This is a genomic window from Haematobacter sp., assembly GCF_032102465.1.
Taxonomy (GTDB): Bacteria; Pseudomonadota; Alphaproteobacteria; order Rhodobacterales; family Rhodobacteraceae; genus Haematobacter.
On the sequence record NZ_DAMDHB010000033.1, the window covers coordinates 3,212 to 23,408 of the forward strand.

The 20,197-nt window shown below is 68.3% G+C and carries 15 protein-coding genes; 11 read left to right on the forward strand and 4 right to left on the reverse strand.

The features are described 5' to 3' along the window. Positions 1 to 56: 56 nt before the first annotated feature. Positions 57 to 518 (reverse strand): NUDIX domain-containing protein, encoded by a 462-nt coding sequence (locus tag RT513_RS16440; protein ID WP_290686195.1) that lies wholly within the window; start codon positions 516 to 518, stop codon positions 57 to 59. A gap of 205 nt (positions 519 to 723) precedes the next feature. Between RT513_RS16440 and RT513_RS16445 the strand changes: the two genes are divergently transcribed. From RT513_RS16445 to RT513_RS16455, 3 genes are all read left to right on the forward strand, one after another. Further along, the gene (locus RT513_RS16445; protein WP_290686204.1) at positions 724 to 3,264 is read left to right on the forward strand and encodes a heavy metal translocating P-type ATPase; all 2,541 of its coding nucleotides are present in this window, start codon (positions 724 to 726) and stop codon (positions 3,262 to 3,264) included. Between the two features lie 10 nt (positions 3,265 to 3,274). Further along, positions 3,275 to 3,670 carry a Cu(I)-responsive transcriptional regulator gene (gene cueR / locus RT513_RS16450; RefSeq protein ID WP_290686207.1) on the forward strand — a complete coding sequence of 132 codons (396 nt, stop codon included), beginning with the start codon at positions 3,275 to 3,277 and terminating at the stop codon, positions 3,668 to 3,670. A gap of 61 nt (positions 3,671 to 3,731) precedes the next feature. Next, positions 3,732 to 4,268 carry a cupin domain-containing protein gene (locus tag RT513_RS16455; RefSeq protein ID WP_290686210.1) on the forward strand — a complete coding sequence of 179 codons (537 nt, stop codon included), beginning with the start codon at positions 3,732 to 3,734 and terminating at the stop codon, positions 4,266 to 4,268. An 818-nt stretch (positions 4,269 to 5,086) separates the two neighbouring features. Here RT513_RS16455 and RT513_RS16460 read toward each other — a convergent pair. Beyond that, positions 5,087 to 5,257: a hypothetical protein gene (locus RT513_RS16460; RefSeq protein ID WP_179209123.1), complete on the reverse strand. Its 171-nt coding sequence runs from the start codon at positions 5,255 to 5,257 to the stop codon at positions 5,087 to 5,089. Positions 5,258 to 5,385: 128 nt separating this feature from the next. Further along, on the reverse strand, positions 5,386 to 7,560 hold the full coding sequence (gene katG, locus RT513_RS16465) for a catalase/peroxidase HPI (RefSeq protein ID WP_290686215.1): 2,175 nt from the start codon (positions 7,558 to 7,560) through the stop codon (positions 5,386 to 5,388). Positions 7,561 to 7,699: 139 nt separating this feature from the next. Between katG and RT513_RS16470 the strand changes: the two genes are divergently transcribed. Then, positions 7,700 to 8,617: a LysR substrate-binding domain-containing protein gene (locus tag RT513_RS16470; RefSeq protein ID WP_290686218.1), complete on the forward strand. Its 918-nt coding sequence runs from the start codon at positions 7,700 to 7,702 to the stop codon at positions 8,615 to 8,617. 81 nt (positions 8,618 to 8,698) lie between these two features. Here RT513_RS16470 and RT513_RS16475 read toward each other — a convergent pair whose 3' ends face one another. After that, positions 8,699 to 9,889 carry a M24 family metallopeptidase gene (locus RT513_RS16475; protein ID WP_290686221.1) on the reverse strand — a complete coding sequence of 397 codons (1,191 nt, stop codon included), beginning with the start codon at positions 9,887 to 9,889 and terminating at the stop codon, positions 8,699 to 8,701. A gap of 721 nt (positions 9,890 to 10,610) precedes the next feature. Here RT513_RS16475 and RT513_RS16480 point away from each other — a divergent pair. From RT513_RS16480 to RT513_RS16510, 7 genes are all read left to right on the forward strand, one after another. Continuing rightward, positions 10,611 to 12,038: an alanine/glycine:cation symporter family protein gene (locus RT513_RS16480; protein WP_290686224.1), complete on the forward strand. Its 1,428-nt coding sequence runs from the start codon at positions 10,611 to 10,613 to the stop codon at positions 12,036 to 12,038. A 180-nt stretch (positions 12,039 to 12,218) separates the two neighbouring features. Further along, the gene (locus tag RT513_RS16485; protein WP_290686227.1) at positions 12,219 to 14,228 is read left to right on the forward strand and encodes a PAS domain-containing sensor histidine kinase; all 2,010 of its coding nucleotides are present in this window, start codon (positions 12,219 to 12,221) and stop codon (positions 14,226 to 14,228) included. A 63-nt stretch (positions 14,229 to 14,291) separates the two neighbouring features. Further along, entirely contained in the window at positions 14,292 to 15,383 is a 1,092-nt protein-coding gene (locus tag RT513_RS16490; protein WP_290686230.1) for an ABC transporter ATP-binding protein, read from the forward strand. A gap of 20 nt (positions 15,384 to 15,403) precedes the next feature. Beyond that, a complete protein-coding gene (locus tag RT513_RS16495) occupies positions 15,404 to 16,495 on the forward strand; it encodes an MBL fold metallo-hydrolase (protein ID WP_290686240.1) in 1,092 nt (363 codons plus the stop codon). 354 nt (positions 16,496 to 16,849) lie between these two features. Beyond that, positions 16,850 to 17,428, forward strand: a complete 579-nt coding sequence (locus RT513_RS16500) for a histidine phosphatase family protein (protein WP_290686243.1) — start codon at positions 16,850 to 16,852, stop codon at positions 17,426 to 17,428. A gap of 57 nt (positions 17,429 to 17,485) precedes the next feature. Next, positions 17,486 to 18,463: an ABC transporter substrate-binding protein gene (locus tag RT513_RS16505; RefSeq protein ID WP_290686246.1), complete on the forward strand. Its 978-nt coding sequence runs from the start codon at positions 17,486 to 17,488 to the stop codon at positions 18,461 to 18,463. Beyond that, on the forward strand, positions 18,453 to 20,168 hold the full coding sequence (locus RT513_RS16510) for an ABC transporter permease (RefSeq protein ID WP_290686298.1): 1,716 nt from the start codon (positions 18,453 to 18,455) through the stop codon (positions 20,166 to 20,168). Before RT513_RS16505 ends, RT513_RS16510 begins: the two co-directional genes overlap by 11 nt. The last annotated feature ends 29 nt before the right edge of the window (positions 20,169 to 20,197 follow it).

A 20,197-nucleotide genomic window follows, 5' to 3' on the forward strand; every position in this document is an offset into this window, starting at 1 on the left:
TCACCTGCTCACCTGCTCACCTGCTCACCTGCTCACCTGCTCACCTGCTCACCTGCTCACCTGTCCAGCGCCTGTTCCAGACGGTGGAGAAACGGAACCTGCGCGGGCAGAAGGCGGGTTCGGGCCTCCGCCAGGGAGAACCAGCGGGCCTGATCGACTTCCGGGAAAGAGGCGGTGCGGCCGCTCCGCGGGGGCCATTCCATCTCGAAACTGTTGCTGATCAGCATTCCGGGGTCGAAATCCCCCTCGGTCGCGAAGGCGGTGACCTCCTTGCCGCCCTTCTGCCGGATCGTGCCGAGGGGCAGGAGCGGCGTACCGACAACGAGACCGGTTTCCTCCCTCATCTCCCGGCGGGCAGCGGCCTCGGGGGCTTCCTCCGGGCCGTATTCCCCTTTTGGAATGGACCATGCGCCCGCGTCCCGGCGGCGCCAGTATGGCCCGCCCGGATGGACAAGCAGCACCTCCATCCCGGCGGGGGGACGGCGGTAGAGAAGCAGGCCCGCGCTCTGGCGTGACATGGACCGGCCCCCCGTGCAGATATCCCCGTCCGGGAGAAGATGCCGCGCGGGGACGTTGCGGCAAGCCTTCATCGCACGCCGGAGGCGCTGCCGGGTATGCGGTGGCGCAGGGCATCGCCTGAAGGACAATTTGTCGGCGGGGCTTGACCTTCCAGTCTCTGGAACCTTTATCTGTCACGTTGTCCCGCAAACAAAGGAGGGGCAGATGACCATGCAACAGTCTATCACGCTTGGCGTGGAGGGGATGTCCTGCGCGTCCTGCGTCGGCCGGGTGGAGAAGGCGCTGAAGGCGGTGCCCGGCGTGTCCGATGCCCGCGCGAACCTTGCCGCCGAAACGGCGACGGTGGATTATGCCGCCCCGGCCAGCACCCCCCCGGCAAGCACTGCCCCAGCCCGCACAGGCAGGGCCAGCACAGGCACGACCCGCCCGGATCCCGCCCCGCTGATCGCGGCGCTGGCCGGGGCCGGATATCCGGCGCGGGTCGCGGAAGCGGTGTTCGACATTCAGGGGATGTCCTGCGCGTCCTGCGTCGGCAGGGTGGAGAAGGCGCTGAAGGCGCTTCCCGGCGTGACCGATGCGCGCGTGAACCTTGCCGCCGAAACCGCGACCGTCGATTTTCTGGAGGGTGCCGTCAGCCGCGGGGAAATCGCGGCGGCGGCGGCCGCGGCGGGCTATCCGGCGACGGTCAAGGGCGCGGCAATGGCGGAGGGCGTGGATCGCAAGGCGGAGGAGGCGGCAGCCCTCAGGCGGCGCGTGCTGCTGGCGGCGGCGCTGACGCTGCCGGTCTTTGTCCTCGAAATGGGCAGCCACCTGATACCGCCCGTGCATATGTGGGTGATGAACACGCTGGGCATGCGGGTGAGCTGGGTCATCCAGTTCGTGCTGACCACGCTTGTTCTGGCGGGTCCGGGGCGGCGCTTCTTCACGCAGGGGTTCCGGGCGCTGGCGAAGGGCGCGCCGGACATGAACAGCCTCGTGGCGCTCGGCGCTTCGGCGGCGTGGATTTATTCGACATTCGTTCTGATCGCGCCCGGCTGGCTGCCCGCCTCTGCCCGCGCGGTCTATTTCGAGGCAGCGGCGGTGATCGTGACGCTGATCCTTGTCGGGCGCTGGATGGAGGCGCGGGCCAAGGGGCGCACGGGCGAGGCCATCCGCCGGCTGGTCGGCCTGCAGCCCCGCACGGCGCGGGTGGAGCGGGACGGCGAAACGGTCGAACTGCCCATCGACCGCATCGCGGCGGGCGATATCGTCTCCGTCCGCCCGGGGGAGCGCATTGCGGTGGATGGCACGGTGATCTCCGGCTCCACCTTCGTCGATGAGAGCATGATTACCGGCGAACCTGTCCCGGTGGAGAAGGGGGAGGGCGGGGAGGTCGTCGCAGGCACGGTGAACCGCACGGGCACCCTGCGCTTCCGGGCGACGCGGGTCGGGGCGGGGACGATGCTGGCCCAGATCATCCGGCTGGTGGAACAGGCGCAGGGGGCAAAGCTGCCCATTCAGGGGCTAGTGGACAAGGTGACGCTGCGCTTCGTGCCGGCGGTGATCGCGGTTGCGCTGCTGACCGTGGCGGTGTGGCTGATCTGGGGGCCGGACCTTGCCCATGCGCTTGTGGCCGGGGTTTCGGTGCTCATCATCGCCTGCCCCTGCGCGATGGGGCTGGCGACGCCGACCTCCATCATGGTGGGGTCCGGCCGTGCGGCGGAAATGGGCGTGCTCTTCCGCAAGGGCGACGCGCTGCAGAAGCTGCAGGAGGTGAAGGTCGTCGCGCTCGACAAGACCGGCACCCTGACGGCGGGGCGGCCCGAGCTGACGGACCTGATCCCCGCCGACGGTTTCGACCGGGCGGAGGTGCTGCGCCTAGCCGCGGCGGCGGAGGCCAATTCGGAACATCCCGTGGCGGAAGCGATCCGGCGAGCGTTCGGAACCGGGCCGCTGCCGGAGGCGGAGGAATTCCAGTCCCTCACCGGCTACGGCCTTTCCGCCCGCGTGGACGGGCACCGGGTGCTGATCGGCGCCGACCGACTGATGGTGCGGGAGGGCGTGGCGCTTGGCGATCTGGCGGAGCGGGGGGCGGCACTTGGCGCGCGCGGGCGCACACCGCTCTACATGGCCGTGGACGGCAGGGCGGCGGCGGTGATCGCCGTGTCGGACCCGCTGAAACCCGACACGCCCGCCGCCATCGCAGCCCTGCACGACATGGGCCTGAAAGTCGCCATGATCACCGGGGACAACCGCGCCACCGCCGCCGCCATCGCGCGGGAGACGGGGATCGACGAGGTGGTGGCCGAGGTGCTGCCCGCAGGCAAGGTGGAGGCGATAGCCGCGCTCCGCACCCGGTTCGGCCCGGTGGCCTTTGTCGGCGACGGTATCAATGACGCCCCGGCGCTGGCGCAGGCGGATGTCGGGCTGGCGATCGGCACCGGCACCGATGTCGCGATCGAGAGCGCCGACGTGGTGCTGATGTCGGGCAGCCTGCGGGGGGTGGTCAATGCGCTCGACATTTCCCGCCGGACGATGCGCAACATCCGGCAGAACCTGTTCTGGGCCTTCGGCTATAACGCGCTGCTGATCCCGGTGGCGGCGGGCGTGCTCTATCCGGTGAACAGCATGATGCTGTCGCCGATGCTGGCGGCGGGGGCGATGGCGCTGTCCTCGGTGTTCGTGCTTACGAACGCGCTCCGGCTGCGCTTCGTGCGGCCGGTCATGGCGGAGGGGACGGCGGCGCGCGCCGTTCCTGCGGAATGAGGAGCGGGCGATGAACATAGGGGAAGTGGCGGAGGCGCTGGACATGCCCGCCAAGACCATCCGGTATTACGAGGATATCGGCCTCGTCACTCCGGCGCGGCGGGACAATGGCTACCGCAGCTATTCCGGGCAGGACGTGCACCGGCTGGGCTTTCTCGGGCGGGCGCGTTCGCTCGGCTTTTCCATCGCGGAATGCCGGGCGCTGCTGGCGCTCTATTCCGACAGGGGGCGCGCCTCCGCCGATGTGCGGCGCATCGCAGAGGAGCATCTGGGCGAGATCGAGCGCAAGATCGACGAACTCGCCGCCATGCGCGACACGCTGCGGACGCTGGTGGACTGCTGCCACGGGGATGCGCGCCCGGAATGCCCGATCCTCGCCGATCTCGCCGGGAAGGACGAGGGGTGAGATTGGCTCTTCCGGTGCGGCGGGCGCGGCGCTAGCCTCTTGGCCAAGAAGGAGACCAGAAATGCCGCACGACCATTCCGACGACCACTCCCACGGACACGCGCATGACCATGGGCACGACCATTCAGGCGATACGCCGCGCTGGAAACATGACGGGGTCCGGGTGATCCGCGGCGACCAGCTCGACCCGAACACCGCGCAGACGCCCGGCATGTTCCGGCAGGCCGCGATCAACCATGCCCGTGTCGGCGCGCAGAAGATCTGGGCGGGAACCGTGGCGATCGAGCCGGATGCCAAGACCGGCGTGCACCATCACGGCCCGTTGGAAAGCGTGATCTATGTGGTAAGCGGACGGGCGCGGCTCCGCTGGGGCGAGCGGCTGGAATTCGTGGCGGAAGCCGGGCCGGGGGACTTCATCTATGTTCCGCCCTTTGTGCCGCATCAGGAGATCAATGCCGACCCGGAACAGGTGCTGCAATGCGTGCTGGTGCGCTCCGACAACGAGGCGGTCGTGGTCAACATAAACGACGTCGATCCCGTGGAGCCGCCGGAGAGCGTCTATTGGGTCGATCCCATCCACGCGGCTCCCAAGTCGTAACGCCGCCGCCGGCTTTCTGCGGCCGGGGGGCGAAGGCGTTTCCCGGCCGGTTTTCAGAGGACGGGTTTCGGGGGCTGGTTTTCGGGGGGCGGGCGACCTGTCTGCACCGCCATTTGGCGGGCCTCGGGGCAGCGAGCCAAGAGGGCTCAGCGCTCCCCGCTGTCCTGCTGCCTTGCAGCGGGAGCGCGACGCGGCTTGGCCGCAGGGTGGCCTTCGACTGACGCTGCCGGACGGGCTTTGTGGAACAGGACGGATTTGCCGTCCGCTGCAAATATCGGCTTTTACGTCGGTCCCATCACCATCAGACTGGATTTATGCACTGGCTGAAAAGGTTTGGTGAACGATTAGCAGGCTGCTGGAAACGTCCTGTCATGCCTATGTGCCGGAAATCGGAAAACCGGCCCGGAGACGCCCGGAAGTACATAGATTCCGGCTGGCTTTCGTCAGATGGCGAACGATTTCCGCTCCAACGCAGGCCAAAAAGCCTTTTCAGCAGCCTGTCAGGCTGGTGGCACTTGGTCGGAACCATGTAGCCAAAGCATTCCCATCGTTTTTAGGCTGCTGGTTTGACGTCGGAAATGGCAATGGCCACCTCGCGGCTTCTTGCTGAAGATACCGAGTGACGAGCTCGGAGATCTGCTTGGAATTGGCTCGGGGTGAGGAGATTTGCGGTGGAATTTTTAACGTTTTGCATGATTTCGGAGACCCAAGCCTTTTCAAGACCTGTGAATGACCCTTCACGCTTGGCGGCGCACTCTCTTCGGCAAGCCGGAGCGCAGCATGGGCCGCGGTGGGAGCCGATGCCCGCTCTCTCTGACCTACTCCCTGGCACCCGGCGCGGGGGCGGGGCCGCCCTTGCGGTCGGGATTGTCCTGCTCGTCGGCGATCTCCTTGAGCGGTTGATCCTTCCGCTGCTCATGGGGGACGGGGGGCTTGTCTTCGGGTTTCTGGCCCGTGGATGTCTTGTCCTGAGGCGTCTGGCCGGCCATGGGGATCCTCCTGCACTCGGTCATGTGAGGTCGAACGCGGGGGCAGGCGCTCCTGTTCCATCGGAGTGCCGGATGTGAAACGGCCCGGCGGTTCTCCCGCCGGGCCGTTTCGTTCCGTTTCCTGTGCTTCAGACGAGGTCGAAGCGGTCGGCGTTCATCACCTTGGTCCAGGCGGCGACGAAGTCCTTCACGAAGGTCTCCTTCGCATCGTTCTGGGCGTAAAGCTCCGCATAGGCGCGCAGGATGGAGTTGGACCCGAAGACGAGGTCAACACGCGTCGCCGTCCATTTCTGGGCCCCGGTCTTGCGGTCGCGGATGGAGTAGAGCCCCTCGCCGGTCGGCGCCCAGGTGTTGCGCATGTCCGTCAGGTTGACGAAGAAATCGGTCGTCAGCGCGCCTTCGCGATCGGTGAACACGCCGTGCTTCGCGCCGCCGTGGTTCGTGCCGATCACCCGCATCCCGCCGATGAGCACCGTCATCTCCGGCGCGGTCAGCCCCATGAGTTGTGTCCGGTCGAGCAGCAGCTCCTCGGCCGGAACGACGTAGTCCCGCTTCACCCAGTTGCGGAAACCGTCATGGATCGGCTCCAGCACGTCGAAGGACGCGGCATCCGTCATCTCCGCCGTCGCGTCGCCGCGGCCGGGGGCAAAGGGCACCGCGACGTCGAAGCCCGCGGCCTTGGCTGCCCGCTCCACCCCGACATTCCCGGCGAGCACGATCACATCCGCAAGGCTTGCACCCGCTTCCGCCGCGATCGGCTCAAGAACGGCGAGCACACGCGCCAGACGCTCCGGCTCGTTGCCCGCCCAGTCCTTCTGCGGGGCAAGCCGGATCCGCGCGCCGTTCGCACCGCCGCGGCGGTCCGACTGGCGGAAGGTGCGCGCGCTGTCCCAAGCGGTGGTCACCAGATCGGAAGTGGACAGGCCCGACGCCTCGATCTTCGCCTTCACCGCGGCGATATCGTAGCCGGTCGCGCCCTGCGGCACCGGATCCTGCCAGATCAGGTCTTCCTGCGGCGCGTCCGGCCCGAAGTAGCGGACCTTCGGCCCCATGTCGCGGTGCAGAAGCTTGAACCAGGCACGGGCGAAGGCATCGGAGAACGCGGCGAAATCGTTCATGAAGCGCAGCGAGATCTCGCGATAGACCGGGTCCACCTTCAGCGCCATGTCGGCATCCGTCATCATCGGGTTGTGACGGATCGAGGGATCCTCCACATCCACGGGTTTGTCGGCCTCGGCAATGGTGATCGGTTCCCACTGCTGGGCGCCGGCGGGGCTGCGGGTCAGCGTCCATTCATGGTTGAACAGCATCTCGAAGAAGCCGTTGTCCCACTTGGTCGGGTTCGTCGTCCACGCACCTTCGAGACCGGAGACCACCGTGTCGCGGCCGATGCCGCGCGTCTTGGTGTTGAACCAGCCAAGGCCCTGATACTCCACATCCGCCGCTTCCGGGTCGGCGGAGAGCAGGGCGGCGTCGCCGTTGCCGTGGGTCTTGCCGATGGTGTGGCCGCCCGCGGTCAGCGCCACGGTCTCCTCGTCATCCATGCCCATGCGGCCGAAGGTCTCGCGCATCATGGCGGCGGTCCGCAGGGGATCGGGCTTGCCGTTCACGCCCTCGGGGTTGACGTAGATCAGGCCCATCTGCACGGCGGCGAGCGGGTTTTCCAGCGTGTCCGCGCTCTCGACATCGCCATAGCGGTTGTCGGAGGCGGCGAGCCATTCCTTTTCCGCGCCCCAGTAGGTGTCGATCTCTGGTGCCCAGATGTCCTCGCGGCCGAAGGCGAAGCCGTAGGTCTTCAGGCCGGCCACCTCATAGGCGATGGTGCCGGCGAGCATGATGAGGTCGGCCCAGCTGACCGCATTGCCGTATTTCTGCTTGATCGGGAAGAGCAGGCGGCGGCCCTTGTCGGTGTTGACGTTGTCCGGCCAGGAGTTCAGCGGAGCGAAGCGCTGGTTGCCCCGGCTGCCGCCGCCGCGACCGTCCGTCGCGCGGTAGGATCCGGCGGAGTGCCAGGCCGTCCGGGCGAACATGCCGACATAGCTGCCCCAGTCCGCCGGCCACCAGTCCTGGCTTTCGGTCATGAGGGCGCGGACATCGGCCTTCAATGCCTCCACGTCCAGCGTCTTCAGCGCCTCGCGGTAGTTGAAGTCGCGACCGAGCGGATCGGTCTTGGTGTCATGCTGGGCGAGGATCTCCAGCTTCAGCGCGTTGGGCCACCAGGAGGTGACGCTGGCCCCCTCCGACGTGATCGCCCCGTGCATCACCGGGCATTTGCCCGCGCCCTTGATGTCGTTTCCGTCCATGCTCCGTCTCCGCTTGCTGTGCGCGCTGGTCTGCGCTGGCGGGCGGCCCGTTGGGGCCTCCTGATTACCGGCGGCACTATAGGGGAGGTTGTCGATAATGGAAATTTGCATTTTCAAATTGGCGCGATAAGTAGAACTGATGATAGGCATTACGATCCGACACCTCCGCTATTTCGATGCGCTGGCCCGGCACGGGCATTTCGGGCGCGCGGCGGAGGCCTGCGCCATTTCGCAGCCCGCCCTGTCGTTGCAGATGAAGGAACTGGAGGAGATGCTGGGCGCGCCGCTCATAGAACGGGGCGGGCGGCAAATCCGGCTGACCCTGCTGGGCCGGGCTTTCGCGGAGCGCGCGCGGGACATCGTACGCGCGGTGGATGAGCTGGACGATCTGGCCCGCGCGGCGACCAGCCCCTTTGCGGGACGGCTCAGGATCGGGGTGATTCCCACCGCAGCCCCCTATCTGCTGCCCGGCGTCATCAAGCGGCTCGCGGGGTGTTTCCCCGATCTCGACCTTCGCCCGCGGGAGGCGGTGACCCAGAAGCTCATCGAGGAACTGGCGGAGGGGCGGCTGGACACGGCCATCGTGGCGCTGCCCGTTTCGGAGCCGTCGCTGGAGGAATACGAGCTGTTCGAGGAGGAATTCGTGCTGGTCCGCCACCCGGAGGAGGCTGGCCGTCCCGCGCCGAACCCGGAGATGCTGCGCGAGATGCGACTTCTGCTGCTGGAGGAAGGGCACTGTTTCCGCGATCAGGCGCTGGCCTTCTGCGGTCTGGCGGGCAAGGGGCCCAACGAATTGATGGAGGGCAGTTCCCTGTCCACGCTGGTGCAGATGGTGGCGGCGGGGATCGGCGTCACGCTCATTCCACAGATGGCGGTGGAGGTGGAAAGCCGCTCAGCCGCCGTCTCCGTCACGCGCCTGAGCGCCCCGCGGCCGAAACGGCGGATCGGCATGGTGTGGCGCCGGACCAACCCGCTGGGGCCGCAGCTCCTCCGCATCGCGGAGACCGTGCGCGCGGCGGGGGAGAGCGTGGCGGCGAAGGTTGCGGCCGACGGCTAGCAGCGTTTCCGGGGGGCCGAGGCCGCCCGAAAGGCCGGGGAGGACACGGGGCCGCTGCGCTCCTGCCGGTTCGGACCGCTGTCAGCCGAAGGGCCGGTCGAGCGAGGGCGCGGGTTCGGTGAACCACTCCGCGCCCGTTTCGGTGATGTGGAAGTGATCCTCCAGTCGGATGCCGAAGCGACCGGGCACCACGATCATCGGTTCGTCCGACAGACACATGCCCGGCGCGAGCGGCGTCCGGTTTCCCCGCACCAGATAGGGCGCCTCGTGGATGGTCATGCCGATGCCGTGGCCCGCCCGGTGCGGCAGGCCGGGGAGACGGTAGTCCGGGCCGAGGCCGTGCCGCTCCAGCACGGTCCGGGCGGCATCGTCCAGCGCACCGCAGGGCACACCCGGCGCGGCGGCGGCATGGACGGCCAGCTGCGCTTCCTGCTCGATCTCCCAGTAGCGGCGCTGTTCCGCGCCCGCCGTCCCGAAGACATAGCTGCGGGTGAGGTCGGAGTGATAGCCTTCCAGCAGGCAGCCGGTATCGACCAGCACCATGTCGCCCTCGGCCAGCACGTCATCTTGCGGCAGACCGTGCGGATAGGCGGTGGAGGCGCCGAACTGCACGGCGGCGAAGGTGGTTCCGTCGCTGCCGATCGCGCGGTGGGCAGCCTCGATGAAGGCCCGCACCTCGCTCGCCCGGAGACCGGGACGCAGGATGCGCGCCGTGCGGCGGTGGACTTCGAGCGTCATCTGCATGGCGGCGCGGAGGATGGCGATTTCGGTGGGGGACTTGTGCATCCGGCACCCGTCGATCACGGGCGCTGCGGAGAGCATATCGGCGGAAGGCGCGGCGCGGGCGATGGCGTCCGCCATGCCGAAGGGCAGGGCGGGGTCGATGGCCACGCGCTCCACCCCGCCCTCGGACAGCAGGGCGGCGATCAGCGCCGCGGGGCTTTCCTCCTCCTGCCACAACCGGGTCGCGGCGGGGATGGCGATTTCGGCGGCGAGGGAGCCTTCCTCGAAGGCGGGGCAGAGGATGACGGGCGGCCGGTCTCCGACGAGGACCATCGCCACGAGCCGCTCGATCATCGTCCAGCGAATCCCGGTGAAATAGGCAAGGCTCGCCCCGGCCCCGACGATGAGCGCCCCCGCGCCGCCGTCGCGCATGAGGCGGCGGGCTTTCTCGATCCGCGCGAGGCGTTCCTCGACCGGAATGACCGGCACCCCGTCACGGGCGGAGGAAAGTGTCGCGAGTTCGCGCGCGGCATCCGAGGTTCCGATCATCTGTCCCGTCCTTCCGGCATCCCTGACAGCAGCAATGGCGCTTCGCGGGGCGCGGGACAAGCCGTTCAAGACCGCCGCGGCATTCCGCTGGCCCCGGGGAAGGGCGGCGGAAACCGATGACACGCGACCAACAGGCTGCTGAAAAAGGCTTTTTGGCCTGTGTTGGAGCGGAAATCCTTCGCAATCTGACGAAATCCAGCCGGAAATCCATATACTTCCGGGCGTTTCTGGGCCGATTTTCAGGTTTCCGCACATAGGCATGACATTTCAGGACTTTCTCAGCAGGCTGCTAAATATCCGCTCAGCAGGTGAAAAGCGTCCCGAGGCGGATAGATTTCCAAGGGTAAGCGGTCCGAAAAAGCCGTGATCGTCAGCCAGATGTCGAAGGCGCGGACCGGAGGGGGGAGATATTGGCCGGACTTTGCAACCATGACCGCTACTGCGTCGGGGCGGGCGGCCTGTCGGCCGGACGTGGATCGCACGGTCCGGAGCCCGAGGGGAGCCGTGCCTGCGGGCCGCTGCCGGTCCGCCTTTCCGTCTGGAGCGGATGCATCGCTGGCGGGCGGTCAACCGCCTCCCGCGACAGGCCGCGCATCGCGATGCGCGGACAGAGCCGCAGGGGCAGCGGAGCGAGACCGCGCGGGGCGGGGGGGTAGATCACATCGCGCCGGGGATGATCCGGCAGGCCGACATCAGGCCACGCTGACAGGGGAATATCGCCATGCTCGATAGCGTCATCGACTTTCTGAACACGATCTTCTGGCAATATGTGCTGGTCTATGGATTGCTGGCGGTGGGCCTTTTCTTCTCCATCCGTCTGCGGTTCCAGCAGGTGTCCCACTTCGGCGAGATGTTCCGCGTCATCACCGCCGCGCCTGCGACCGACAGGGAGGGCATCTCCCCCTTCGCCGCGCTCTGCACCTCGCTCGCCTCCCGCGTGGGGACGGGGAATATCGCGGGGGTCGCGGTGGCGCTGAATCTCGGCGGGCCGGGAGCGATCTTCTGGATGTGGGTCGTGGCCTTTGTCGGTATGGCGACGGCCTATGCGGAATCGACGCTGGCGCAGCTTTACAAGGTGCATGAGCGCCCCGGCGTCAGGAACGGCGTCTATCGCGGGGGACCTGCCTTCTACATCGCGCGGGGGCTGGGGCTGCCGTGGCTGGGGGCGGTGTTCTCCGTCTGCCTCATCCTGTCCTTCGGGCTGGTGTTCAACGCGGTTCAGGCCAATTCGGTGGCCGACGCCATGGTGGGGGCCTTCGGCGTGCCGAAGATGGGCACCGGGATCGGACTGGCGGTGCTTACCGCCATCGTGATCTTCGGCGGTATCCGGCAGATCGCCAAGGTTGCCGAATACGTGGTGCCGGTGATGGCCGGGCTGTACCTGCTGATGGCGCTGTTCGTTCTGGCGATGAACGCGGGCGCGGTGCCGTCGATGTTGGGCCATATCGTGCGGAATGCCTTCGGCTATGGCGAGATGGCGGGCGGGGTGGCGGGCTCCATGACGGCGGCGCTCATGAACGGGGTGCGGCGGGGCCTGTTCTCCAACGAGGCGGGGATGGGATCCGCCCCCAACATCGCCGCGGCGGCGACACCGGTGCCGCACCACCCGTCCAGCCAGGGGTTCGTGCAGTCGCTCGGCGTCTTTGTGGACACGATCGTGGTCTGCACCTGCACGGCGGTGATGATCCTGTTGTCGGCCGCCTATGTGCCGGGCGGAGAGTTGACGGGCACGCAACTGACGCAGGCGGCGATGGCGGAGCAGGTGGGCTGGTTCGGCCCGCATTTCATCGCCATAGCGATCTTCTTCTTCGCTTTCACCTCCATCATCGGCAATTACGCCTATTCGGAAATGGCGATGACGTTTCTGGGGCTTGGCAACCGGGCAGGGTTCATGGCCCTGCGTGTGCTCGTGCTGGCCATGGTGGTCTGGGGGGCAGTGCAGGCGGTGGCGACGGTGTTCAACCTTGCGGATGCCTCCATGGGGCTCATGGCGACGATCAACCTTGTCGCGATCGTTGCCTTGTCGGGGACGGTAGTGACGCTCACGCGGCATTACTTCTCTCAGCGGCGCAAGGGCGAGGAACCCCGGTTCCATCTCGGTGAACACCCGGAGATCGCGAAGGGCGTGGACGCCGATATCTGGCGCTGATGCTCCCTTGTCCGCACGCATCGCTGCGACATGTACTGGCGGGGGAAGGGGGGACGACAGCGTGCCCGGGATGAGGCAAACCGGCGCCGTCACGTCCTCATCGCTTTCCCTGCGGTACCATGCGATGAGTCGCATCGGCCTCTCCATCCGGGGGGCGATGCCTTCCCGACATGTGAGAGAATGACCAGATCCACCCTCAACCCCGTGCTTGCCCGGATGTTCGAGCAGGCGCCCACGTTCATGGCGCTCCTGTCCGGGCCGGACCATCGCTTCGAACTGACCAATCCCAGCTATCAGAAGCTGATCGGCGGGCGCGAGGTACTCGGCCTGACCGTCGCGGAAGGGTTGCCCGAAACGGCGGCACAGGGCTTTCTGGACATTCTGGATGAGGTGTACCGCACCGGCACGCCCTATCGCGCCGATGCCGCACGCTATGAGATGCAGGTCGTGCCCGGCGGGCCGCGAGAGACACGCTATCTCGATTTCGTCTATCAGCCGCTCCGCGACGCCGAGGAGCGGGTGACCGGCATCTTTGTCGAGGGGGCCGATGTCACCGACAGGGTGCTGGCGCAGAAACTGCGGAACGAGAGCGAGGCCTTCTACGAATGGCTGTTCGATTCCATCGACGAGGGGTTCTGCATCATCCAGTTCTTCGACGGGCCGCACGGGCCGGACAGCGACTATGTCCATATCCGCGCCAATGCCGCCTATGCCCGCCATGCCGGGATTCCAAATGTCGTGGGCCGGAAGCTGCGCGAGATGGTGGGGGATGAAGCGGATGCCTGGGTCGAACGCTACGGCGCGGTTCTGCGGACGGGCGAGCCGATCAGGTTCCAGCAGGAACTCGTCGCGACGGGGCGCTATCTGGAGCTGACGGCGCTGCGGCTGGAGCCGCGGAGCCGTGGCCAGGTGGCGGTGTTCTTTCACGACATCACCGAGCAGCGACTCGCGGAGGCGGCGCTGGCGCGGCTCAACGCCACTCTGGAGCAACGGGTGGAGGAGCGGACCTCCGAGCTCATGGCGCTGGAGGAAACACTCCGCCACAGCCAGAAGATGGAGGCGGTGGGCCAACTCACCGGCGGCATCGCGCATGACTTCAACAACCTGCTCGCGGGGATCGGCGGCAGTCTCGAGATGCTGTCCCAGCGGCTGGCGCAGGGGCGGCTCGACGATCTGGAGCGTTATGTCTCCGGCGCGCTGACGGCGACGCGGCGGGCGACGGCGCTGACCCAGCGCCTGCTTGCCTATTCCCGCCGCCAGACCCTCGACCCCAGCCCGCTCGACGTGAACCTGCTGGCGGAAGGGATGCTCGACCTCATCGGGCGAAGCGTGGGGCCGCAGGTCACCGTGAAGATGGAGCGCGCAGGGGCGCTCTGGACGACCTTTGCCGATCCGGGACAGCTGGAAAGCGCGCTGCTCAACCTCTGTGTCAATGCGCGGGATGCCATGCCCCATGGCGGGAGCCTCGTCATCCGCACCGCAAATGCGCGGTTGGGCGCGCAGGACGCGCGCCGCCATGGGCTGAAACCCGGCGATTACGTGGCGCTCAGCGTCTCCGACACCGGGACGGGCATGACGGAGGAGATCGCCGCCCACGCTTTCGAACCCTTCTACACCACAAAGCCGATGGGGCAGGGAACGGGGCTCGGCCTTTCCATGGTCTATGGTTTCGCGGGGCAGTCCGGCGGGGGTCTGGGTCTGGAGACCGCGCCGGGCCGGGGAACCACCATCACCGTCTATCTGCCTCGCCGCGACATGGCGCCCGGGCAGGTGGTGGACACGGGGACACCGGTCGCGGCAGAGGCCGGGGCAGGACCGGCCACAGGCACGATCCTCGTCGTCGATGACGAGCCGCTCATCCGCATGATGACGACGGAGCGGCTGGAGGATGAAGGGTATATCGTGTTGGAGGCTGCCAATGGTGCGAAGGCCATGCAGATCCTTGGCTCCGACCGGCCCATCGACCTGCTGGTGACGGATGTCGGCCTGCCGGGCGGCATGAACGGGCGGCAGGTGGCCGATGCGGCGCGGAGGGTGCGGCCGGATCTCCGCATCCTTTTCATCACCGGCTATGCGGAGCAGGCCGTGCTGCATCACGGCGATCTGGAGCGGGGGATGCAGATCCTGACCAAGCCCTTCGACATGGAGCAGCTGAACCGGCGGGTGAGGGCGCTGCTGGCCGGCACGTAGATCGCGCCCTGTCACAGAGCTGTCATGCCGGTGTTATATGTGCCGGCGCTGACAGGAGACCGTATGACAACGATTGATCTTCGCGCCGTCACCCGCAGCTTCGGCGCCTCTCCCGCGGTGGATGACGTTTCGCTTCACGTGCCTGAGGGCGCGTTCTTTGCCCTGCTCGGGCCTTCGGGCTGCGGCAAGACCACCCTGCTGCGGCTGATCGCGGGGCTTGAACGGCCCGATGCGGGGGAAATCCGGCTGGGCGGCCATGCGGTGGCGGGGACGGGGGGCTTTGTGCCGCCGGAGGCGCGCGGCCTTGGCATGGTGTTCCAGTCCTACGCGCTCTGGCCGCATATGACGGTCGCAGGCAACATCGGCTTCGGTCTCCGGCTGCAGCGGCTTGGGCGGGCGGAGGAGCGGCGGCGGATCGGAGAAGCGCTGGAGATGGTGGGGCTTCAGGGCTTTGACGCGCGACGTCCGCATGAGCTGTCAGGCGGGCAGCGGCAGCGGGTGGCGCTTGCCCGGTCGCTCGCCATGCGGCCGGGGCTGATCCTGCTGGACGAGCCGCTCGCCAATCTGGACGCGCATCTGCGGGAGACGATGCTGGCGGAGTTCCGGCGCATCCATGCCGCCTCCCGCACCACATTCGTCTTCGTCACCCACGATCAGGACGAGGCGATGGCGGTGGCCACGCAGGTTGCGGTCATGGACCGGGGCCGCATCGCCCAGACCGGCAGCCCGGAGGCGCTGTGCTTCCGTCCCGCCACTCCGATGGTCGCCCGTTTCGTCGGCAAGGGCCGGACGGTGCCGGTGGCGGTGACCGGCGCGGCTGCCGGGCGCTGCGAGGTGGCGCTGGCCGGGCGCCGCCTCTCCGTTCCCGGTGCGGCAGACCGCGGACCGGGCTGGCTATGCCTGCGCAGCCGTGACGTGACGGCGGTGGACCGCGGGGGCGATATCCGCATGATCGTGCATGACACCGCCTTTCGCGGCGGCGACTGGCGCGCCACGGGCGAGATCGTCGGCGCAGAGGATGGCGGCACGATAGACGTCCTCCTTCCCCGCCCGGTTGCCCTCGGCGCGGTGGTGGAGCTGCGGATCGACGGGGGCTGGGTGCTGCCGCGCGAGGGGGTGGAGGTCTCCGCCGTGCTGGAAGGGCTTGGTGTATGACCCGGGGCATGAGGGAGAGCATGAGGCTCACGGCGCTGTCGGGGATCGGCGTGAAGGGTCCGGCCTGTTTCCTTCTGGAGACGGCGGCGGGCCGCGTGCTGCTCGATCTGGGCAGGGGGCCGGATGGTGAGGCGCTGCCCGATGTGACCGGGGTCGGCCGCGTGGATGCGGTGATCTTCAGCCACGGCCATGTCGATCATACCGGCGGGGTGGGGCTTTTGCCGCATCTCGGTCGGCCGTCGCTCTACACGACCGCCCCCACCCGCGCGCTGGCCCGCGATCCGGTCGTGGCGGGCGCGCAGGACATGCCTTCGCGGATTGCCGGCCTCGGCGTGGAGACCGGCCCCTCCGGCCATGCGCCGGGCGCGGTGTGGCAGCGGTTTGGCGGCAGATCGGGGCTCGTCTATACCGGCGACATGTCGGAGGAGAGCCCGCTTTTCGCCTGTACCCTGCCGCCGCCTGCGGAGGTGCTGCTGTTCGACGCCTCCTATGGCGCGGCGGATGAACCGCTGGTGGACCAGCGGCGGGACTTGCTCGTCCTGGCGGAGACAGGTCCGGTTCTCTTCCCCGCGCCTGCGGGCGGGCGGGGGCTGGAGATGGCGCTCGCCTTTCTGGAGAGCGGCCTCCCCGTTGCCATCTGCGCCGCGCATCGCGAGGTGGGGGAGCGGCTCCTTGGCCAGTCGGCGGGCTGGCTGACGCCCGGCGGTCAGGCCCGGGTCGGTCGCCTTCTGCGGGAGGCGGCTGTGCTCACGCCCGACAGCCCTGCGCGGGGCGTGATGATCGGCGCAGGCCCCAATGCGGAGCGCGGGGTCACGCAACAGCTCGCGCCCCGGTTCGTGGCGGAGAACACGGCGCGGGTGATCTACACCGGCCATGTGGCAGAGGGCACGCCTGCCGCCCGACAGGTCGCCGAGGGGCGGGCGCACTTCCGCCGCTGGAACGTTCATCCGACGCTGACGGGCCTTCGCGCGCTCATGGCGGCGGTGGCTCCTCGCATCGCCATCCCCGCCTTCTGCACCTCCGATCGGGCGCAGGCGCTGGCCGTCGCGCTCGGGCGACCGATGTTCACCGGAGGGCAGGTGGAGTGGGCGGGCGCAGAGGTCGGCGCATGAGCCGTGGCGGGGTTTTCCCGGGCTGCCGGTCGCTTCGGAACAGGCCGTGCAGCTGAAGGGCGGGGAGGGCAGGAAGCTGCATCGAACCCGGCGGGTGCGCGTGTTGACAAAAGGGGCAATGCGACATGTCGCGGTGCGGGCCGGAGGCGAACCGCGCCGCTGGCGTGAAGGGCACCCAATCCGCCGGATGACGCCAGAGCCAGCGGAACCCGGCCCGAGACGCTGCCCGCGAAGCGGTGTAACAGGGCTGTCCTTGCAACAGCCGAGGAGCTTCGGAACATCTGCCCGGGCCCGCGGATCATACCTACTGGCCAGCAGCGCCGCTGAACAGCGCATGATGGCGCGAGAAAGAGCATGACGATCATGACAGAGACCTGTATCGAACCGGCTTCCGCCCTCCCGCTGCTCCGCCAGCCCTTTCTGTTCCTCCGGCACGGACAGACGGAGAGCAACCGGCGGAAGGTCATCGGTGGTTCGACGGATGATCCGTTGACGGAAGACGGCATGGCGCAGGCCCGCGCGGCGGCGGACAGGCTGGCCGGGCGGCCCATCGCTTCCATCTGGCATTCCCCCCTGCGCCGCGCCGCCGATACCGCGCGGGTGGTCGCGGAAGTGACCGGCGCACCGCTTGTCCCGCTGGCGGGATTGCAGGAGCGCAACTGGGGGGCTTGGGAGGGGCAGGACCGCGCTCTCCTGATCCGCGAGGCGACCCCGCCGGGGGGCGAGGGGCCCGAGGCATTCCGCGCCCGTATCCGGGCAGCTCTGGCGGAAATTGCGGGGCCGTTCCCGGTGCTCATCGTCGCGCATTCCGGCACGGCGCGGGAGATCCACGCGATGCTTTCCGACCGGCCCTTCGACCGGCCCGGCAATGCCGAGGTGGTGGAATGGCGGAGGGGCGCGGATTGTCACTGGAATTGCACGAAACTGTCATGAAACCGTCCGCCTGACGGGCTTATGGCCCGCGGCAGTCTTCCGTAGAAAGAGAACCCGATGACCGCCCTTCGTCCCCTTGCCTTCGCCTGCGCGCTCGTCCTTCCGACTGTGGCGGCGGCGCAGACGACGATCACCGTCTATACCTCCCAGCCGCAGGACCAGATGGCCCAGGTCGTGGCCGCGTTCAACGCCGACCATCCCGAGATCACAGTGGAGATCTTCCGCTCCGGCACGACGGAACTGATGGCGAAGCTCGCCGCAGAATTCGCCGCCGGTTCCTCTCCCGCCGATGTGCTGCTCATCGCTGATGCGGTCGCCATGTCGCAGTTGAAGGAGGACGGCCGCCTGCTGGCCTATACCGATGCGCCCGTGAAGGACGTGCCTCCCGCGCTCGTTGACCCGGACATGACCTATTTCGGCACGAAGCTCATCACCACGGGCATCGTCTACAACACCACGCTGGTGCAGACCCCGCCGAAAAGCTGGGCCGATCTGGCGCAGCCGGAGGTGGCGAAAAGCCTCATCATGCCGAGCCCGCTCTATTCCGGGGCGGCGGCCATCCACGTCGGCACCATGGTGGCGCAACCCGCCTTCGGCTGGGACTGGTATGAGACGCTGGCCAAGGAAGGCGCTGTCGCCGGGCAGGGCAACGGCACGGTGATCGAGGCCGTGGCGCGGGGCGAGAAGGCCTATGGTGTCATCGTCGAATACATGGCGATGAACGCGAAGAAGAAGGGCTCGCCCGTGGATTTCGTCTGGCCGGAGGACGGCGTCTCCGTCATCTCCCAGCCTGTCGCCATCCTGAAGGATAGCGATGCCGTCGCGGCGGCCAAGACATTCGTGGACTGGCAGTTGTCCCGCAAGGCGCAGGAGCAGTCGGTGGCGCAGGGCTATTTCCCGGTGCTGTCCGGCCTTGCCGCGCCGGAGGGCTATCCCTCCGCCGACCGGCTCACCATCCTTGAGGCAGACCCGGCCAAGATGCGGGCGGAGGATCAGGCCAACAAGGAAGAATTCGCGGCGATCTATGGCGGTTGAGACACTGCGCGCGCCGGCCACGGAGCTGCTCGCGCGCCACGCCATCGTGCTCTGCGTGGCCCTTTATGTCGGGGTGCTGTCGCTCTGGCCGCTGATGCGGCTTTTCGTTGAGGCGCTGGCGCCGGGGCGGGACGGCGCGCCGCTCGGCCTGATGCGGGATGTGCTGACGGCGCGGGCGACGCTCCCGGCGGTGATGAACACGCTCGGCGTCTCCGCCGCCTCGGTGGTGATCTCGGTCGTGCTCGGCGTTGCGCTCGCGCTGGCGACGGGGCTGTTCGCGCTCAGGGGCCGGGTGGCGATGAGCTTTCTCGCGCTTTCACCGCTCATCGTGCCGTCGCAGACGACGGCGCTCGCATGGATCGGTCTGGTGGGAAGCGGGTCGCCCATCCTCGGCCCGCTGGGGCTCGCGCCCGCGCCGGGAACGCCGAACCCGCTCTATTCGGGCGGGGGTATCGCGCTCGTCATGGGGATCGAGCACATGCCGCTCGTCTTCATCGCCGTCCGCGCGGCGCTGGCTCAACTGCCGCAGGATCTGGTGGAGGCCGCGCGCATCGCGGGTGCCGGCAGGGGCCGGGTGATCGCGCGGATCGTGCTGCCGCCGCTGCTGCCGAGCGTTCTGGCGGCGGGGGTTCTGGCATTCGCCGCCGCTATCGGCAATTTCGGCGTTCCGGCGCTGCTCGGCATACCGGGCCGGTTTCCGGTGCTCACGACGCTCATCTACCAGCGGCTGAACGGCTTCGGGCCGGGCGTGGCGGGGCAGGTGGCGGTGCTGGCGCTGATCCTTGTCGTCATCGCGCTGGCGGCTCTGGCGCTGCGGGCGCTGGTGCTCCGGCGGCTGACGGTGCCGCTTGCCCGCGGGGCGGTCATGGCACCCTTTGCCCTGCCGCCGGCCCTGGCGCATCTGCTGTCGGCGGGGCTGTGGCTGCTGCTCGGGACCATCGCGGTGCTGCCGATGCTGGCGCTGCTGGCCACCGCGCTCTCGCCCGCGCTCGGTGTGCCTTTCGGGCCGGAGACTGCGACACTCGCCAACTTCACCGAGACGCTGGCCAATCCGGCCGTGCGGCGCGCCTTTGCCAATTCGGTTCTTCTGTCGGGCAGTGCTGCGGTGATCGTGGCGGCGGTGGCGATCCCCTTCGCCTTCCTGAAGGTCACGCTGCGCGACCCGGTCGTCCGGGTGCTGGACTGGCTGGTGGATGCGCCCTGGGTGGTGCCGGGCACGGTGGTGGCGCTGGCGATGATCCTGACCTTCCTGAAACCGCTGCCGTTGATCGGTTCGCTTTACGGGACATGGGCGCTGCTGCTCATCGCCTATCTTGCGCGTTTCCTGCCGCTGGTGCTGCGCCCTGTCGTGGCGGCGGCGGAAGCGGTGGAGCCTGCGCTGGACGAGGCGGCGCGGATCGCGGGTGGGGGCGTGGTCGCCCGCATGACGCGGATCACGGCGCCGCTCCTGCTGCCTGCGGCGGCGGCGGGGGGAATGCTGGTGATGATGACCGCGCTGAACGAACTCACCCTCTCCGCCCTGTTGTGGTCGAGCGGGAACGAGACGCTGGGCGTCATGGTGTTCTCGCTCCAGTATGAGGGCAATTCGACAGGCGCCGCCGCGGTGGCGGTGCTGTCGGTCGCGCTGGTTCTGCTGCTCGCGCTGATGCTGGACGCCTGCTGGGCGCGATTGCCGGGCGGCGTCCTGCCCTGGCGCGCGGCCTGACGGGAGCCTGAGGGGCAGCCTGAGGGGCA

Bases quoted from the DNA above. Each gene is read 5' to 3' on its own strand.
- RT513_RS16440 (WP_290686195.1), bottom strand. From the start codon at position 518: ATGTCACGCCAGAGCGCGGGCCTGCTTCTCTACCGCCGTCCCCCCGCC.
- RT513_RS16445 (WP_290686204.1), top strand. From the start codon at position 724: ATGACCATGCAACAGTCTATCACGCTTGGCGTGGAGGGGATGTCCTGC.
- cueR (WP_290686207.1), top strand. From the start codon at position 3,275: ATGAACATAGGGGAAGTGGCGGAGGCGCTGGACATGCCCGCCAAGACC.
- RT513_RS16455 (WP_290686210.1), top strand. From the start codon at position 3,732: ATGCCGCACGACCATTCCGACGACCACTCCCACGGACACGCGCATGAC.
- RT513_RS16460 (WP_179209123.1), bottom strand. From the start codon at position 5,257: ATGGCCGGCCAGACGCCTCAGGACAAGACATCCACGGGCCAGAAACCC.
- katG (WP_290686215.1), bottom strand. From the start codon at position 7,560: ATGGACGGAAACGACATCAAGGGCGCGGGCAAATGCCCGGTGATGCAC.
- RT513_RS16470 (WP_290686218.1), top strand. From the start codon at position 7,700: ATGATAGGCATTACGATCCGACACCTCCGCTATTTCGATGCGCTGGCC.
- RT513_RS16475 (WP_290686221.1), bottom strand. From the start codon at position 9,889: ATGATCGGAACCTCGGATGCCGCGCGCGAACTCGCGACACTTTCCTCC.
- RT513_RS16480 (WP_290686224.1), top strand. From the start codon at position 10,611: ATGCTCGATAGCGTCATCGACTTTCTGAACACGATCTTCTGGCAATAT.
- RT513_RS16485 (WP_290686227.1), top strand. From the start codon at position 12,219: ATGACCAGATCCACCCTCAACCCCGTGCTTGCCCGGATGTTCGAGCAG.
- RT513_RS16490 (WP_290686230.1), top strand. From the start codon at position 14,292: ATGACAACGATTGATCTTCGCGCCGTCACCCGCAGCTTCGGCGCCTCT.
- RT513_RS16495 (WP_290686240.1), top strand. From the start codon at position 15,404: ATGAGGCTCACGGCGCTGTCGGGGATCGGCGTGAAGGGTCCGGCCTGT.
- RT513_RS16500 (WP_290686243.1), top strand. From the start codon at position 16,850: ATGACGATCATGACAGAGACCTGTATCGAACCGGCTTCCGCCCTCCCG.
- RT513_RS16505 (WP_290686246.1), top strand. From the start codon at position 17,486: ATGACCGCCCTTCGTCCCCTTGCCTTCGCCTGCGCGCTCGTCCTTCCG.
- RT513_RS16510 (WP_290686298.1), top strand. From the start codon at position 18,453: ATGGCGGTTGAGACACTGCGCGCGCCGGCCACGGAGCTGCTCGCGCGC.